Here is a 15,250-nt window from a genome sequence, read left to right as displayed (position 1 = left end):
CAGTTCAAAAATTGGGGTTTGATTATGCTCGACCGGGACGGCTTCAGGCCCAACGTCGGCATCATCCTGCTCAACCAGAAAAACCAGGTTTTTTGGGGCAAACGCATCCGCACGCATTCCTGGCAGTTTCCGCAAGGCGGCATCGACCGCGGCGAAAGTCCCGAGCAAGCCATGTTCCGGGAATTGCATGAGGAAGTGGGTCTCCATCCGGAGCACGTGCGTATCGTGGCCCGTACCCGCGACTGGTTGCGCTACGAGGTGCCGGATCGGTTCATCCGACGAGACGCACGAGGTCACTACAAGGGCCAGAAACAAATCTGGTATCTGCTGCAACTGGTCGGCCACGACTGGGATCTGAACCTGCGTGCCACGGATCATCCCGAATTCGACGCCTGGCGCTGGCACGACTACTGGGTGCCGCTCGACGTCGTCGTCGAATTCAAACGGGGCGTCTACGAGATGGCGCTCACCGAGCTTGCTCGCTACCTGCCACGGCAGGATTTCCGCAATCGCTTCCTGCGCAGCAATGTGCGCGCCCGAGAGTTCGAGCGCCATCCTTCCGCGGGCGGCCACGACGCCAACTTCGAACTGCCTCCGGGCGCGAGCTTCGACCCGGATCCCAATGCCAAACCTGCGACCGACACTTCCGACGGCCCCGTCTTCCCGTCCGCATCCGCTGCGCAACCTCCCACGCCGCGCTAGAGCGGCACTCGTTCTCGCCGGCGCCCTGCTGCTGGCGGCCTGCGGCTCGGGCCAGCACAACACCGACAACCCTGACTGGGCACAGGGCGGCATGCCGCCGCCGCCCAAGACGACGCAGTCGGATGGCGAATGGCAGGAATCGGCCGCGCCGCCGCCGCCGGCCTTCGATCAGAACCGCCTGGTGCCGATCGAGATGCCGCCCTACATGACGCTGAAGTTCGGCATCGATCCGAAGACCATCACGATCACGCCCGACGGCGTCGTGCGCTACGTGGTGGTGGCGAGCAGCAAGTCGGGTGGCACGGTCAACGCCTTCTACGACGGCGTGCGCTGCAAGACCGGCGAGATGAAGAGCTACGCGCGCTACAGCGGCAATGCCTGGGAGCTGGCCAAGGCGCCCGAGTGGAAGCGCATCACCGACCTCAACTCGCGCTACACCTGGGCCATCGCGACCCAGGGCCTGTGCCGCGACAGCGCACCGCGCTCGACGGCCAGCGAGATCGTCCAGTACATCCGCAATCCGGTGCGCGAAGTGCAGTGAGCGGCACGCCGGCACGATGAGAAAAGGCCCCGATCGGGGCCTTTTTCTTTGGCGTTGGACCGAGGCCAGCCTCAGCTTGGCATCAGCACCATGTTGTCCCGGTGCACCATCTCCGGCTCGGCCGCGTAGCCCAGCAGCCGCTCGAACTCGGCCGAGGGCTTGCGGCACAACAGCCGCGCCTCGACGCTCGAGTAGTTGGCGAGCCCGCGCGCCAGTTCGATGCCCTCGGCGTCGCGCACCGCGATCACGTCGCCGCGCGAGAACTCGCCCGACACGCTCGTCATGCCGATCGGCAGCAGGCTCTTGCCCTCGGCGCGCACCTTGGCGGCCGCGCCGGCATCGACGATCACGGCGCCACGCAGCTGCAGATGGTCGGCCATCCAGCGCTTGCGCGCCTGGTGCTTCGCGGTCTGCGCCACCAGCAGCGTGCCGATCGCCTCGCCCTGCGACAGGCGCAGCAGCGCGTCGTTCTCGCGGCCCCAGGCGATCACGGTGGAAGCGCCCGAACCGGCCGCGCGCTTGGCCGCGAGGATCTTGGTGATCATCCCGCCCTTGCCGATGCTCGAGCCCGCGCCGCCGGCCATGGCCTCGAGCGCCGGGTCGCCCGCGGCGGCCTCGTGGATGAACTTCGCGTCGGGGTCCTTGCGCGGATCGGCCGATAGAGGCCGCGCTGGTCGGTGAGGATCACCAGCGCATCGGCCTCGACGAGGTTCGCGACCAGCGCGCCGAGCGTGTCGTTGTCGCCGAACTTGATCTCGTCGTTGACCACGGTGTCGTTCTCGTTGATGACCGGCACCACGCCCAGGCGCAGCAGCGTCACCAGCGTCGAACGGGCATTGAGGTAGCGCTCGCGGTCGGCGAGATCGGCGTGCGTGAGCAGCACCTGCGCGCTGCCGATGCGGTTCTCGCGCAGCTTGGTCTCGTACATCTGGGCCAGGCCCATCTGGCCGACGGCCGCGGCGGCCTGGAGCTCGTGCACCTCGTGCGGCCGGGTCTTCCAGCCGAGGCGCTTCATGCCTTCGGCGATGGCGCCGCTCGAGACCATCACCACCTCGCGCCCGTCGCGCACCAGCGCGGCCAGCTGCCGGCACCACTCGCCGATGGCGCCCTCGTCGAGGCCGCGGCCCTCGTTCGTCACGAGGCTCGAGCCCACCTTGACGACGATGCGGCGGGCGTCCCGCAGGGCTGTGGATCCGGTATTCGAGGTCATGGAAGGCTGTGGCTGGCGTGAAGACTGACGATTATGCTATTCAATCAATAGCATTGCAGGACCGGACCGAAGGCCCGCTCAAGGCTTTTCGGGCGGCAGTTCGACGAAGCGCGGATCGATCTCGGCCAGCGGCTGCTCGGCGACCTGCTGGGCCTTCACCTGGCGATAGATCGCGTGCACGAGCGGTTCGCAACCTTCGCGCGTGAGCGCGGAAATCTCGAACACCGGGCCCTTGAAGCGCAAGCGCTTCACGAAGTCCTTCGCGCGCGCGGCGCGCTCTTCCTCGGGAATCATGTCCAGCTTGTTGAGCACCAGCCAGCGCGGCTTCTCGTAGAGCTGTGCGTCGTACTTCTTGAGTTCGCCGACGATCGCCTTGGCCTGCGCGACCGGGTCGACGCCTTCGTCGAAAGGCGCGAGGTCGACCACGTGCAGCAGCAGCCGGGTGCGCTGCAGGTGGCGCAGGAACAGGTGGCCGAGACCGGCGCCCTCGGAGGCACCTTCGATCAGGCCGGGCAGGTCGGCGACCACGAAGCTCTGTTCGGGACCGACGCGCACGACGCCGAGGTTGGGATGCAGCGTGGTGAACGGATAGTCGGCGATGCGCGGACGTGCGTTCGAGATCGCGCTGATCAGGGTCGACTTGCCGGCGTTCGGCATGCCCAGCAGGCCCACGTCGGCCAGCACCTTGAGCTCTAGCTTGAGGCTCTTGCGCTCGCCGGGCCAGCCGGGCGTCTTCTGGCGCGGCGCGCGGTTGATGGCGCTCTTGAAGCGCAGGTTGCCGAAGCCGCCGTCGCCGCCCTTGGCGATGGTGATGACCTCGCCGGGCGTAAGCAGTTCGTAGAGCACCTCGCCGGTTTCGGCATCGGTGATGATCGTGCCGACCGGCATCTTCAGCGTGATGTCGTCGCCCGCGGCGCCGAACATGTCGGAGCCCATGCCGTGCTCGCCGCGCTTGGCTTCGTGCCGGCGCGAGTAGCGGAAATCCACCAGCGTGTTGAGGTTCGAGTCGGCCACGGCGAACACATGGCCGCCGCGCCCGCCGTCGCCCCCGTTGGGACCGCCGAATTCCTTGTACTTCTCATGGCGGAACGACACGCAGCCGTTGCCGCCATCGCCGGCGGCGATGTCGATGAAGGCTTCGTCGACGAACTTCATGGGATGTCCAGTTTACAAATGAAGAAGCCCCGGCAAAGCGGGGCTCCGAGACAGTCGAAGTGGCTGGAGGCTCAGGCCGCCGGCGTCACATTGACCATGTGCTTGTTGAGCGCACCCTTGAAGCCGAACGACACGTGGCCGTCGACGAGGGCGAACAGCGTGTGGTCCTTGCCCACGCCGACGTTCACGCCGGGGTGGAACTGGGTACCGCGCTGGCGCACGATGATCGAGCCGGCGCTGATCAGTTGGCCGCCGAAGGCCTTCACGCCGAGCATCTTGGGCTTGGAATCGCGCCCGTTTCGCGTGGAGCCGCCGCCTTTTTTCTGTGCCATGGAGTCTGCTCCTTAACCGGCGATCGCGCCGATTTGCAGCTCGGTGAACTGCTGGCGATGGCCTTGACGTTTCTGATAGTGCTTGCGACGGCGCATCTTGAAGATGCGAACCTTGTCGTGCTTGCCGTGCGACAGCACCGTGACCGTCACCGTTGCACCGGACACCAGGGGCGTGCCAACCTTGATTTCAGCGCCGTTTCCGACGGCCAGAACCTGGTCGATCACGATTTCCTGGCCAACGTCCGCAGCAATCTGTTCTACTTTGATTTTCTCGCCGGAAGCAACGCGATACTGCTTGCCACCGGTTTTTATGACCGCGTACATGTGAACCTCTTGAGGATGGAGTCTCCGCGGCGAATTCCGCAGAGCCCAAGACTATAGCACGGTTTGCGCATGCTCACATGCCCGGGCACCCGGCCGAGGCTGGTGGCCGCTTCCCGCTCCCTATAATCGGCGCCTTCCGGCGTCCGCGCCATCTTCTGTATTCAGCAGCGCCCAGCGCCCACGCTTTGTCAGTTCCCGCCGCCGACACCTCCCCACCGCCGCAGTCCTCGGCCTGATCGCCGGTGACATGGTCGAAGTCGACCGCGTGATCTCCAACCGCCTCGACACCGGGGTGCCGCTGGTCAGCCAGGTCTCGAAGTACATCATCTCCGCGGGCGGCAAGCGCCTGCGGCCGGCCCTGCTGCTGCTGATGGCCGGCGCGCTCGGCTACACCGGCGAACAGCGCTTCAATCTCGCGGCCGTGGTGGAGTTCATCCACACCGCGACCCTGCTGCACGACGACGTGGTCGACGAGTCGACGCTGCGCCGCGGCCGGCCGACCGCCAACGAATCCTTCGGCAATCCGGCCAGCGTGCTGGTCGGCGACTTCCTCTATTCGCGCGCCTTCCAGATGATGTTGGATGCCAACAACATGCGCGTGATGCAGATCCTGGCCGAGGCGACCAACGTGATCGCAGAAGGCGAGGTGCTGCAGTTGATGAACATGCACGACGCCTCGCTCGACGAGTCGGCCTACCTGCGCGTCATCCGCTCCAAGACCGCCAAGCTGTTCGAAGCCAGCACGCGCCTGGCCGCGGTGCTGGCAGGCGTGACGCCCGAGGTCGAGGAAGCCTGCGCCACTTATGGACAGGCGCTCGGCACGGCCTTCCAGGTGATCGACGACGTGCTCGACTATGCGGGCGACGCCAGCGAGACCGGCAAGAACCTCGGCGACGACCTGCGTGAAGGCAAGACCACGCTGCCGCTGATCTTCGCGATGCAGCGCGGCACCGCGGAACAAAGCGCACTGGTGCGCGCCGCCATCGAGGCGGGCGACACCGCCCAGCTGGGCAAGATCGTCGAGATCGTGCGCGAAACCGGAGCCCTCGATGCATCGCGCGCGGCCGCCGCGGCGGAGGCTCAGCGTGCTATTTCTGCACTCGACGGCTTCGCGGCCAATTCGCACGCTTCAGGTTTGCTACAATTAGCGGCTCAGCTGCTTGAGCGGCGTGCCTGACACCTCTCACGAGTTGGCCAAGGACGACTGACTTTTCGCACCATCGGGGTGTAGCTTAGCCTGGTAGAGCGCTACGTTCGGGACGTAGAGGCCGGAGGTTCGAATCCTCTCACCCCGACCAGTCTTTTCGAGACTGGCATAAACCATCAAAATGCCATTTTCTGTTGCTGTACAGCGATTTACAGCACAGGAGTGTTCAGCGATGATCGTGAAGCAATTTCTCACATCTCTTGCATTCGCTGATGGCTGCAGCCGAACTTCCCGTTAAAGAAAACCCGCAAGTCGCCTTGCCAGGGCTGGCACGCGCGCTGGTTTCGGCGGGCAAGCTGCCGGTGAAGACGGCGGAGGATCTTTATCAGAAGTCGCTGAGCAGCCGCTCGAGCTTCATCGCCGAGCTCACGGGCACCGGCGCCGTCTCGGCCTCCGACCTCGCCCACACGCTGTCGAATGCGTTCGGCGCCCCGCTGCTCGACCTCGACGCCATCGACCACCAGCGCCTGCCGAAGGACCTGCTCGATCCCAAGCTCTGCCAGGCCTACCGCATCGTCGTCCTCAGCAAGCGCAACAACCGCCTGATCGTCGCCACGGCCGATCCGTCCGACCAGCAGGCCGCCGAGAAGATCAAGTTCGCCTCCCAGATGGGCGTGGACTGGGTCATCGCCGAGTACGACAAGCTCTCGCGCATGGTCGAGGCCGCCGCCGCGAGCGCGGCCGAAACCATCAACAGCATCGTCGGCACGGAGTTCGAGTTCGACGACGTCAGCGCCGACACCGCGGGCGACGCCAATGAGCAGGCCATCGCCGAGGTCGAGGACGCGCCTGTCGTGCGCTTCCTGCACAAGATGCTGCTCGACGCGGTCAGCATGCGCGCGTCGGACATCCACTTCGAGCCCTACGAGCACCACTACCGCGTGCGCTTCCGGGTCGACGGCGAACTGCGCGAGGTGGCGAGCCCGCCCACGGTGATCAAGGACAAGCTGGCGTCGCGCATCAAGGTCATCTCGCGGCTCGACATCTCCGAGAAGCGCGTGCCCCAGGACGGGCGCATGAAGCTCAAGATCGGCCCCGACCGGGTGATCGACTTCCGCGTGAGCACGCTGCCCACGCTGTTCGGCGAGAAGATCGTGGTCCGGATTCTCGACCCCAGCAGCGCGCGCATGGGCATCGATGCGCTGGGCTACGACGCCGACGAGAAGGAACGCCTGCTGCACGCCATCAGCCGCCCCTACGGCATGGTGCTCGTGACCGGGCCGACCGGCTCGGGCAAGACGGTGTCGCTCTACACCTGCCTCAACCTGCTGAACCAGCCGGGCGTGAACATCGCGACCGCCGAGGACCCGTCGGAAATCAACCTGCCGGGCGTCAACCAGGTCAATGTGAACGAGAAGGCCGGCCTGACCTTCGCGGCCGCGCTGCGGGCCTTCCTGCGGCAGGATCCCGACATCATCATGGTCGGCGAAATCCGCGACCTCGAAACCGCCGACATCTCGATCAAGGCCGCCCAGACCGGCCACCTGGTGCTGTCGACGCTGCACACCAACGACGCCCCCACCACCCTCACGCGGATGCGCAACATGGGCATCGCGCCCTTCAACATCGCATCGAGCGTGATCCTGATCACCGCCCAACGGCTCGCGCGGCGGCTGTGCATGACCTGCCGCACGCCCGCGGACATCCCGCGCGAGGCGCTGATCGAGGCCGGCTTCAAGGAGCACGAGGTCGACGGCAGCTGGAAGCCCTACCGGCCCGTGGGCTGCGCGGCCTGCACCGGCGGCTACAAGGGCCGGGTCGGCATCTACCAGGTGATGCCGATCTCCGAGGCGATCCAGGAGATCATCCTGCGCGACGGCAGCGCGCTCGACATCGCGCAGCAGTCGGAAGCCGAAGGCGTGCGCTCGCTGCGCAAGTCGGGCCTGCGCAAAGTGATGCAGGGCCTCACCTCGCTCGAGGAAGTGGTGGCGGTCACCAACCTATAACGAACACATCGGAAGCGGAGATCGAACCGAATGGCCACAGCAGCATCGACGGCAAACCGGCAACGGCGCGACGTCAAGGAATTCGTCTTCGAGTGGGAAGGCAAGGATCGCAACGGCAAGCTGGTGCGCGGTGAGCTGCGTGCCGCCGGCGAGAACCAGGTGCAGGCCGCGTTGCGGCGCCAGGGCGTGCTCGCCAGCAAGATCAAGAAGCGCCGCACGCGCTCGGGCAAGAGCATCAAGCCCAAGGACATCGCGATCTTCACGCGCCAGCTCGCCACCATGATGAAGGCCGGCGTGCCGCTTCTGCAGTCCTTCGACATCGTGGGCCGCGGCAACGCCAACCCCAGCGTCGCCAAGCTGCTCAACGACATCCGCAGCGACGTCGAGACCGGCACCTCGCTGTCGTCGGCCTTCCGCAAGTTCCCGAAGTACTTCGACAACCTCTACTGCAACCTGGTCGAGGCCGGCGAAGCGGCCGGTATCCTCGAAGAACTGCTCGACCGCCTGGCGACCTACATGGAGAAGACCGAGGCGATCAAGTCGAAGATCAAGTCGGCGCTGATGTACCCGACCTCGGTGGTCGTGGTGGCCTTCGTGGTGGTGGCGATCATCATGATCTTCGTGATCCCGGCCTTCAAGCAGGTGTTCACCTCCTTCGGCGCCGACCTGCCTGCCCCCACGCTGTTCGTGATGGCGGTCAGCGAGTTCTTCGTGGCCTACTGGTGGCTGATCTTCGGCGTGATCGGTGGCGGCCTCTACTTCTTCTTCCAGGCCTGGAAGCGCAACGAGCGCGTGCAGCGCGTCATGGACCGCCTGCTGCTGCGGATACCGATCTTCGGCGCGCTGATCGAGAAGTCCTGCGTGGCGCGCTGGACGCGCACGCTGGCCACCATGTTCGCCGCGGGCGTGCCGCTGGTCGAGGCGCTCGACTCGGTCGGTGGCGCCTCGGGCAACACCGTGTACGGCGACGCCACGGCCAAGATCCAGCAGGAGGTGTCGACCGGCACCAGCCTCACGAACGCGATGATGAACGTCAACCTGTTCCCTTCGATGGTGATCCAGATGACCGCGATCGGCGAGGAATCGGGCTCCATCGACCACATGCTCGGCAAGGCGGCCGACTTCTACGAGTCCGAGGTCGACGACATGGTCGCCGGCCTCTCGAGCCTGATGGAGCCGATCATCATCGTCTTCCTCGGCGTGATCATCGGCGGCATCGTGGTCTCGATGTACCTGCCCATCTTCAAGCTCGGCCAGGTCGTCTGATGCCGGTGTCGCAGGGATTCGACGCCGCGCTGGCCGGCGTCCTCGGTCTGTTGATCGGCAGCTTCCTCAACGTGGTGATCTACCGCACGCCGGTGATGATGTATCGCGACTGGCTCAACGACGCGGTCGCGAACCTCATGAGCTCGAAGGACATGCCTTCGCTCTGGTCGCTGGTCTTCGGCCCGAAGGCGCAGCCGCCGGCCGGTCTCGAGGCCGCGGCCGACAAGGCCGCGATCGAGCTCGAGAAGCTGCCGCGCTTCGACCTCATGCGGCCCGGCTCGCGCTGCGGCAGCTGCGGCCACGTGATCCGCTGGTACGAGAACATCCCGGTGCTGAGCTATCTCGCGCTGCGCGGCCGCTGCGGCGCCTGCAAGACCCGCATCGGCCCGCGCTATCCGCTGGTCGAGCTGGCCACCGCCGCGCTGTTCGCGCTGTGCGGCCACCGCTTCGGCCTCACGCCGACGGGCGCGCTCTGGGCCGCCTTCGCCGCACTGCTGGTCTGCCAGTTCCTGATCGACTTCGACACCCAGTTCCTGCCCGACTCGCTCAACTACCTGCTGCTGTGGCTCGGCCTGATCGGCGCGGCCGCGGGCTGGACCGGTACCACGCTGCAGCTCTCGGTCTGGGGCGCGGTGTTCGGCTACCTCAGCCTTTGGCTGGTCTACCATGGCTACCGACTCGTCACGGGCAAGGAAGGCATGGGCTACGGCGACTTCAAGCTGCTGGCGGCACTGGGCGCATGGCTCGGTGCCGACTACCTGATCGCGATCATCCTGGTCTCGTCGCTCGTGGGCGCCGTGCTGGGCCTGGGCATGCGCGTGGCCGGCAAGCTGGCCCACAAGGACATCCCGATCGCCTTCGGCCCCTTCCTCGCGGGCGCGGGCCTGGTCTGCCTCGTCATCGGCCCCGCCGTCGTCAAGCAATGGGCGCCCTTCGCCTTCCCGCTCGGCCCCTGGCTGCACTGAAGGCCAAGCCCCTCTCATGATCCGGCGCATCGGCCTCACCGGCGGCATCGGCAGCGGCAAGAGCACCGTCGCGGGCCTGCTGGTCGCCGAGGGCGCCGTGCTGGTCGACACCGATGCCATCGCGCGCCGCATCGCCGAACCCGGCGGCATCGCGATGCCGGCGCTCGAGGCGCGCTTCGGCGCCGCGGTGCTGCGGCCGGACGGCGGCCTCGACCGCGCCCGCATGCGCGAGATCGTGTTCCAGGACGCCGAGGCCAAGCGCGCGCTCGAAGGCATCCTGCATCCCCTGATCGGCGCCGAGACCCGGCGCGAGGCGGCCGACGCCGGTCCCGATGCCACCGTCGTCTTCGATGTCCCGCTGCTGGTCGAATCGGGACGCTGGCGCGCGCTCGTCGAACGCGTGCTGGTGGTCGACGCCACCGAAGCCACCCAGCTGCGGCGCGTCGTCGCGCGCTCGGGCTGGACGCCCGAAGCGGTGCGCGCGGTGATCGCGCAGCAGGCCCCGCGGGCGCTGCGCCGGGCCGCGGCCGACGCGGTCATCGACAACGAAAGCCTGAGCCTGGAGGAACTCGCCGCGCAGGTGCGGGGTCTCTGGAAACGGTGGGCCTCGGCCGGCACGCGATAATCGCCGGTTAGCCGCAGCGGCGGCTGCACCACGATTACGACAAAAAGGCGCTCGCTGCAGCGCCTCCTTTCGAGATGCTGTTCAACTCGTATCCCTTCATCTTTGTCTATTTCCCGCTGGTGCTGCTCGGGTTCTTCCTGATCGGCAAACGCAACATCCGGGCCGCGGCCGGGTTTCTTGCGCTGGCCTCGCTGTTCTTCTATGGCTGGTGGAGCGTGCAGGCCCTGCCGCTGCTGCTGGCCTCGATCTGCGTCAACTACTGGTTCGGACTGCGCCTGACGCCGGCACCGGGGCGCGACGACCGCCGGCGCAAGACCCTGCTGATCACGGCGCTCACGGTCAACCTCGTGGTGCTGGCGGTCTTCAAGTACGCGAACTTCTTCGTCTCGAACGTCAACGACGGCCTGAGCGCCGCGGGCCTCGCGCCGATCCCGCTGCTGCACATCGTGCTGCCGATCGGCATCTCGTTCTACACCTTCACGCAGATCGCCTTCCTGGTCGACTGCTGGCAGGGCAAGGTGCACGAGCGCAGCTTCATCCACTACGTGCTGTTCGTCACCTACTTCCCGCATCTGATCGCGGGCCCGGTGCTGCACCACGCGCAGATGATGCCGCAGTTCGCCAACCCGGCGACCTACCGCGCCGACCCCAACAAGATCGCGCTCGGGCTGGCCATCTTCACCTTCGGCCTGGCCAAGAAGCTGCTGATCGCCGACCCGATGGGCCAGTACGCCGACCTGGTCTTCAACGGCGTGCACAACGGCATCGAGCCCACGCTCTACACGGCGTGGTTCGGCGTGCTCGCCTACACGCTGCAGATCTACTTCGACTTCTCGGGCTACTCCGACATGGCGGTCGGCCTGTCGCTGTGCCTGGGCGTGCAGCTGCCGCTGAACTTCAACTCGCCCTACAAGTCGACCAGCATCATCGAGTTCTGGCGCCGCTGGCACATCTCGCTGTCGACCTTCCTGCGCGACTACCTCTACATCCCGCTGGGCGGCAACCGCAAGGGCCCGAAGCGCCGCCACGTGAACCTGTTCCTCACGATGGTGCTCGGCGGCCTGTGGCACGGCGCGGCCTGGACCTTCGTGATCTGGGGCGCGCTGCATGGCATCTTCCTGATGATCAACCACGTCTGGACCACCACCTTCCGCAAGGGCCCGTCGGGCATCGCCGGCCGCGTCTTCGGCTGGTTCCTGACCTTCCTGTGCGTGATGATCGCCTGGGTGATGTTCCGCGCCGAGAGCCTGCACGCCGCCATGGACATCTATCGCGGCATGCTGGGCCTGCACGGCGCGCCCGACACCGCCTTCCGCGAATTCCTCGCGGTGCCCTACCGCAAGCCCGAGTTCTTCCAGACCATGCTGGTGGCGATCATCATCTGCCTCGCGCTGCCGCCCACCATCACGCTGCAGCGCTGGGTGCCGCAGGCCGCCGCGCTCGCCGGCCGGCCCCAGCTCAACAAGCTGTTCACGGCCGCGATGGCGCTCTTCACCGTGACGCTGCTCGGCATCTGCATCTCGAAACTGGGCACCTACAGCCCCTTCCTCTATTTCCAGTTCTGACATGACGCCCGCAAAACTGTGGCTGCGGATCTTCGTGGCCGGATTCCTCCTCATCTCGTCGCTGCTGGTGCTCACGCTCGCGACGCCCATTCCCTATGGCGACCTGAGCCGCATCGGCCTGATGTCCGACCGCGAGTTCGGCTGGACCCAGGAGCCGCCGAAGGTCGCGCCCGAGTACCTGCGTGCCGTGCCGCTCGACCAGGCCGACATCCTCGTCATCGGCGACAGCTTCTCGATGACGCACCGCTGGCAGTCGGTGCTGGTCAAGGGCGGCTACAAGGTCACCACGGCTTTCTGGGGGCAGTTCGACGAGCGCCTGTGCGGCGACTTCGATGCCTGGCTCGCGCGTGCCGGCTTCAAGGGCAAGCTCGTGATCGTCGAGAGCGTGGAGCGCATCCTGCAGGAGCGCATGCGCTACACGCGCAGCTGCGAGACCATGAAGCGGCCCTTCGCCGCGCGCACCGAGCCTTTCGCGCCGCCGCTCGAGCACGTGCCCGGCTTCGCGCTCAACTGGGGCGCCAAGCTCACCTCGGGCCTGGACACGCTCAAGTACACGCGCGCGGCCAAGGCGACCACCGCCGACACCGTTTCAACCGACCGCACCAAGGCGCGCACGGTGGTCAATGGTTGCGAAATGTTCAGTCACCGCCTGTGCAACAAGGCGCTGTTCTTCGGCGAGGACGACGAGAACGGCGAGTTGCCGGCCGAGGACGTGGCCGCGATGCAGGCCTTCACGAAGTCGCAGACGGCGTTCCCGATGCTCTGGATGGTGATCCCCAACAAGACCACCACCTACATCGATCCCTCGCATTCGAAGGCCTTCGTCGAGGCGTTCAGGGCCTCGGGCCTCGGCCCCGACCTGTTCGCCTTCGCGCAGCAGAAGAAGACCCAGGTCCGCGACTTCTACTTCCCCAACGACACCCATCTGTCGATGCACGGCCAGCTCGCGCTCGGCGAGCTGATGCTCGGCGAGGTGCGCAAGATCGTGCCCGAGCCCCCGTCACGCACGCCATGAGGCTATCATCGCCTCGTCAGGAGACCGAGCCCGCGTGATCCTCTACGAGTACCCCTTCAACGAGCGCATCCGGACCTATCTGCGACTCGAGCACCTGTTTCGCCGCCTTGGCGAGCTGGTGCCTGCCGAGTCGCCCCTGTCCCACCACTTCGCGCTCGTCACCATCTTCGAGATCATGGATGTGGCCGCGCGCGCGGACCTCAAGTCCGACGTCATGCGCGATCTCGAGAAGCACAAGTCCACCTTCAACGCCTATCGCGGCAATCCGAACATCTCGGAAGCCGCGCTCGACCAGGTGGTGGCGCAGCTCGAGCGCAACTTCAACACGCTCAACGGCATCGCGGGCAAGGCCGGCCAGTCGCTGACCGAGAACGAGTGGCTCATGAGCATTCGCAGCCGCGCGAGCATCCCGGGCGGCACCTGCGAATTCGACCTGCCCGCCTACTACGCCTGGCAGCATCGCAGCACCCAGAGCCGCCGCGCCGACCTCGAGCGCTGGTCGGGCACGCTGGCGCCGCTGGCCGAATCGATCTACCTGCTGCTCAAGCTGCTGCGCGACGCCGACGTGCCCTACAAGGTCATCGCCACCAACGGGCAGTTCCAGCAGAACCTGCCGCAGGGACGCAGCTTCCAGCTGCTGCGCCTGCGCATCGATCCCAAGCTCGGCCTGATCCCCGAGATCAGCGGCAACCGGCTCATGGTCTCGGTGCGGCTCATGCGCCACGAGAGCGACGACCGCCTCCACCAGAGCAGCGACGACACCCCCTTCGAACTCACCCTGTGCGCATGACCGGCGAAGAGCGCATCGAGCCCCGCGAGGGCGAACGCATCGTCCGCTGCCCGAGCTGCGGCGGCGACAGCGTCTATTCGGAACGCAACCCCTACCGCCCCTTCTGCAGCGCGCGCTGCAAGGGCATCGACCTCGGCGCCTGGGCCAGCGAGGAGTTCAGGATGCCGGCCGAAGCCCCGCCCGACGACGAGCCTTTCGGCGATCCCAAGGCGCAGCAGTAGCAAGCCCGCGGAAATCCGTGGGCGGTCTGCCTGCCGCAGGCGTTGCGATTTCTTTTCAGGCCAGGGTCGACACGGCCTGCGCCGCCGACGCGGGCAGCCCGCGCTCCTGCACCAGCCATTCGAGCACCGGCAGCGCGCCCGGCAGCACGGGCGCCACGTCCAGCGGCAGGTGTTGCCAGGCCATCTGCTGGCCTTCGCGCATCTCGAAGTCGCCGTGCCAGGCCGTGACCTTGCACCAGTGCAGGCGCACCAGCGCATGGGGGTAGTCGTGCTCGGTCACTTTCCAGACCGTGGCGCCGTCGATGGTGATGCCGAGCTCTTCCTGCAGCTCGCGCCGCAGCGCCTCCTCGACCGTCTCGCCGGCCTCGATCTTGCCGCCCGGAAACTCCCAGTAGCCCGCGTAGGGCTTGCCGGGCGGGCGGGTCGACAGCAGCAGCGCATCGTCGGCCGTGCGGATCAGCACGCCGACCGCGACCTCGGTGTGCTTGCGCGGCTGGGCCGGCTCCGTGCTCATGCAGTGGCCCGCCCCGCGTAGTCGCGCGCGAACTGGTAGGCCACGCGGCCGCTGCGCGAGCCGCGCTCGAGCGCCCAGACCAGCGCCTCGGGCCGCGCGGCCTCGATCGCGGCGGCATCGACACCGAACGACGCGAGCCACTGGGCCACGATGGTGAGGTACTCGTTCTGGCTGAACGGGTAGAAGCTGACCCAGAGGCCGAAGCGCTCCGACAGCGAGATCTTCTCCTCGATCACCTCGCCCGGATGGACCTCGCCATCTTCGGTGTGGGTGTAGCTGAGGTTGTCCTTCATGTACTCGGGCAGCAGGTGGCGCCGGTTGCTGGTCGCGTAGATCAGCACATTGGGCGTGGCCGCGGCGATCGAGCCGTCGAGGATCGACTTGAGCGCCTTGTAGCCCGGCTCGCCCTCGTCGAAGCTCAGGTCGTCGCTGAAGACGATGAACTTCTCGGGCCGCTGCGACACCACCTCGACGATGTCGGGCAGGTCGGTGAGCTCGGCCTTGTCGACCTCGATCAGGCGCAGGCCCTGCGGCGCGTAGGCCTGCAGGCAGGCGCGGATCAGCGAGGACTTGCCGGTGCCGCGCGCGCCCGTCAGCAGCACGTTGTTGGCCGGCTTGCCCTCGACGAACTGGCGCGTGTTGCGCTCGATCTTTTCCTTCTGGACGTCGATTTCCTTCAGCGCATCGAGCGCCATCGTCGCCACGTGCCGGACCGGCTCGAGCACGCCGTGGCCCGAACTGCGGCGGCGGTAGCGCCAGGCGATGGAGGCGTTCCAGTCGGCCGGTTCGGCCAGCGGCTGGGGCAGGATCGACTCGATGCGGGTGATGAGCTGCTCGGCGCGCTCGATCAGTCTCTGGAACTGCTCGTTCAT

16 protein-coding genes, 1 tRNA gene and 1 pseudogene are annotated in these 15,250 nt (G+C 66.7%); 12 read left to right on the top strand and 6 right to left on the bottom strand.

All coding sequences use genetic code 11. The annotated features are described in order from the left end of the window. Positions 1 to 24 precede the first annotated feature (24 nt). A complete protein-coding gene (locus ACHMXE_RS17445; protein WP_203206332.1) occupies positions 25 to 702 on the top strand; it encodes an RNA pyrophosphohydrolase in 678 nt (225 codons plus the stop codon). Next, a complete protein-coding gene (locus tag ACHMXE_RS17440; protein WP_395350362.1) occupies positions 623 to 1,243 on the top strand; it encodes a CNP1-like family protein in 621 nt (206 codons plus the stop codon). Before ACHMXE_RS17445 ends, ACHMXE_RS17440 begins: the two co-directional genes overlap by 80 nt. Positions 1,244 to 1,314: 71 nt before the next feature. Here the strand turns inward: ACHMXE_RS17440 and proB are convergent. From proB to rplU, 4 genes and pseudogenes are all read right to left on the bottom strand, one after another. Continuing rightward, positions 1,315 to 2,453: pseudogene (proB, locus tag ACHMXE_RS17435) on the bottom strand (glutamate 5-kinase). Between the two features lie 78 nt (positions 2,454 to 2,531). Then, the gene (gene cgtA, locus ACHMXE_RS17430; RefSeq protein ID WP_395350361.1) at positions 2,532 to 3,608 is read right to left on the bottom strand and encodes an Obg family GTPase CgtA; all 1,077 of its coding nucleotides are present in this window, start codon (positions 3,606 to 3,608) and stop codon (positions 2,532 to 2,534) included. Between the two features lie 71 nt (positions 3,609 to 3,679). Continuing rightward, the gene (gene rpmA / locus ACHMXE_RS17425; RefSeq protein ID WP_057592096.1) at positions 3,680 to 3,940 is read right to left on the bottom strand and encodes a 50S ribosomal protein L27; all 261 of its coding nucleotides are present in this window, start codon (positions 3,938 to 3,940) and stop codon (positions 3,680 to 3,682) included. 12 nt (positions 3,941 to 3,952) lie between these two features. Continuing rightward, entirely contained in the window at positions 3,953 to 4,264 is a 312-nt protein-coding gene (rplU, locus tag ACHMXE_RS17420; RefSeq protein WP_057592097.1) for a 50S ribosomal protein L21, read from the bottom strand. Positions 4,265 to 4,511: 247 nt separating this feature from the next. Between rplU and ACHMXE_RS17415 the strand changes: the two genes are divergently transcribed. From ACHMXE_RS17415 to ACHMXE_RS17370, 10 genes are all read left to right on the top strand, one after another. Then, positions 4,512 to 5,441 (top strand): polyprenyl synthetase family protein, encoded by a 930-nt coding sequence (locus ACHMXE_RS17415; protein WP_395350360.1) that lies wholly within the window; start codon positions 4,512 to 4,514, stop codon positions 5,439 to 5,441. Positions 5,442 to 5,485: 44 nt separating this feature from the next. Next, positions 5,486 to 5,562 (top strand) — tRNA-Pro (locus ACHMXE_RS17410). A gap of 121 nt (positions 5,563 to 5,683) precedes the next feature. Beyond that, on the top strand, positions 5,684 to 7,417 hold the full coding sequence (pilB, locus tag ACHMXE_RS17405) for a type IV-A pilus assembly ATPase PilB (protein WP_203202656.1): 1,734 nt from the start codon (positions 5,684 to 5,686) through the stop codon (positions 7,415 to 7,417). Positions 7,418 to 7,447: 30 nt separating this feature from the next. After that, the gene (locus tag ACHMXE_RS17400) at positions 7,448 to 8,683 is read left to right on the top strand and encodes a type II secretion system F family protein (protein ID WP_209541757.1); all 1,236 of its coding nucleotides are present in this window, start codon (positions 7,448 to 7,450) and stop codon (positions 8,681 to 8,683) included. Further along, positions 8,683 to 9,648 (top strand): prepilin peptidase, encoded by a 966-nt coding sequence (locus ACHMXE_RS17395; RefSeq protein WP_395350359.1) that lies wholly within the window; start codon positions 8,683 to 8,685, stop codon positions 9,646 to 9,648. Before ACHMXE_RS17400 ends, ACHMXE_RS17395 begins: the two co-directional genes overlap by 1 nt. A gap of 16 nt (positions 9,649 to 9,664) precedes the next feature. Next, positions 9,665 to 10,273: a dephospho-CoA kinase gene (gene coaE, locus ACHMXE_RS17390; protein ID WP_209541759.1), complete on the top strand. Its 609-nt coding sequence runs from the start codon at positions 9,665 to 9,667 to the stop codon at positions 10,271 to 10,273. Between the two features lie 74 nt (positions 10,274 to 10,347). Next, positions 10,348 to 11,838, top strand: coding sequence for an MBOAT family protein (locus tag ACHMXE_RS17385; protein WP_209541760.1), 1,491 nt, complete (start codon positions 10,348 to 10,350; stop codon positions 11,836 to 11,838). 1 nt (position 11,839) lies between these two features. Further along, the gene (locus ACHMXE_RS17380) at positions 11,840 to 12,853 is read left to right on the top strand and encodes a hypothetical protein (RefSeq protein WP_203202661.1); all 1,014 of its coding nucleotides are present in this window, start codon (positions 11,840 to 11,842) and stop codon (positions 12,851 to 12,853) included. Between the two features lie 34 nt (positions 12,854 to 12,887). Continuing rightward, the gene (gene zapD, locus ACHMXE_RS17375; RefSeq protein WP_209541761.1) at positions 12,888 to 13,643 is read left to right on the top strand and encodes a cell division protein ZapD; all 756 of its coding nucleotides are present in this window, start codon (positions 12,888 to 12,890) and stop codon (positions 13,641 to 13,643) included. After that, entirely contained in the window at positions 13,640 to 13,864 is a 225-nt protein-coding gene (locus ACHMXE_RS17370) for a DNA gyrase inhibitor YacG (RefSeq protein WP_203202663.1), read from the top strand. Before zapD ends, ACHMXE_RS17370 begins: the two co-directional genes overlap by 4 nt. A gap of 55 nt (positions 13,865 to 13,919) precedes the next feature. On the opposite strand, the gene ACHMXE_RS17365 is transcribed toward ACHMXE_RS17370, so the two are convergent. Together ACHMXE_RS17365 and ACHMXE_RS17360 are read right to left on the bottom strand one after the other, a co-directional pair. Beyond that, positions 13,920 to 14,378 (bottom strand): NUDIX domain-containing protein, encoded by a 459-nt coding sequence (locus ACHMXE_RS17365; protein WP_203202664.1) that lies wholly within the window; start codon positions 14,376 to 14,378, stop codon positions 13,920 to 13,922. Continuing rightward, positions 14,375 to 15,250, bottom strand: coding sequence for an ATP-binding protein (locus ACHMXE_RS17360; RefSeq protein WP_203202665.1), 876 nt, complete (start codon positions 15,248 to 15,250; stop codon positions 14,375 to 14,377). Before ACHMXE_RS17360 ends, ACHMXE_RS17365 begins: the two co-directional genes overlap by 4 nt.

It is taken from the genome of Variovorax sp. UC122_21, from assembly GCF_044056785.1.
In the GTDB taxonomy this organism is placed as follows: domain Bacteria; phylum Pseudomonadota; class Gammaproteobacteria; order Burkholderiales; family Burkholderiaceae_C; genus Variovorax.
This window is presented reverse-complemented; position numbering and strand designations above follow the sequence as displayed.

Coding starts and splice junctions, on each gene's coding strand:
- ACHMXE_RS17445 (WP_203206332.1), top strand. CDS start 25: ATGCTCGACCGGGACGGCTTCAGGCCCAACGTCGGCATCATCCTGCTC.
- ACHMXE_RS17440 (WP_395350362.1), top strand. CDS start 623: ATGCCAAACCTGCGACCGACACTTCCGACGGCCCCGTCTTCCCGTCCG.
- cgtA (WP_395350361.1), bottom strand. CDS start 3,608: ATGAAGTTCGTCGACGAAGCCTTCATCGACATCGCCGCCGGCGATGGC.
- rpmA (WP_057592096.1), bottom strand. CDS start 3,940: ATGGCACAGAAAAAAGGCGGCGGCTCCACGCGAAACGGGCGCGATTCC.
- rplU (WP_057592097.1), bottom strand. CDS start 4,264: ATGTACGCGGTCATAAAAACCGGTGGCAAGCAGTATCGCGTTGCTTCC.
- ACHMXE_RS17415 (WP_395350360.1), top strand. CDS start 4,512: ATGGTCGAAGTCGACCGCGTGATCTCCAACCGCCTCGACACCGGGGTG.
- pilB (WP_203202656.1), top strand. CDS start 5,684: ATGGCTGCAGCCGAACTTCCCGTTAAAGAAAACCCGCAAGTCGCCTTG.
- ACHMXE_RS17400 (WP_209541757.1), top strand. CDS start 7,448: ATGGCCACAGCAGCATCGACGGCAAACCGGCAACGGCGCGACGTCAAG.
- ACHMXE_RS17395 (WP_395350359.1), top strand. CDS start 8,683: ATGCCGGTGTCGCAGGGATTCGACGCCGCGCTGGCCGGCGTCCTCGGT.
- coaE (WP_209541759.1), top strand. CDS start 9,665: ATGATCCGGCGCATCGGCCTCACCGGCGGCATCGGCAGCGGCAAGAGC.
- ACHMXE_RS17385 (WP_209541760.1), top strand. CDS start 10,348: ATGCTGTTCAACTCGTATCCCTTCATCTTTGTCTATTTCCCGCTGGTG.
- ACHMXE_RS17380 (WP_203202661.1), top strand. CDS start 11,840: ATGACGCCCGCAAAACTGTGGCTGCGGATCTTCGTGGCCGGATTCCTC.
- ACHMXE_RS17370 (WP_203202663.1), top strand. CDS start 13,640: ATGACCGGCGAAGAGCGCATCGAGCCCCGCGAGGGCGAACGCATCGTC.
- ACHMXE_RS17365 (WP_203202664.1), bottom strand. CDS start 14,378: ATGAGCACGGAGCCGGCCCAGCCGCGCAAGCACACCGAGGTCGCGGTC.
- ACHMXE_RS17360 (WP_203202665.1), bottom strand. CDS start 15,250: ATGAACGAGCAGTTCCAGAGACTGATCGAGCGCGCCGAGCAGCTCATC.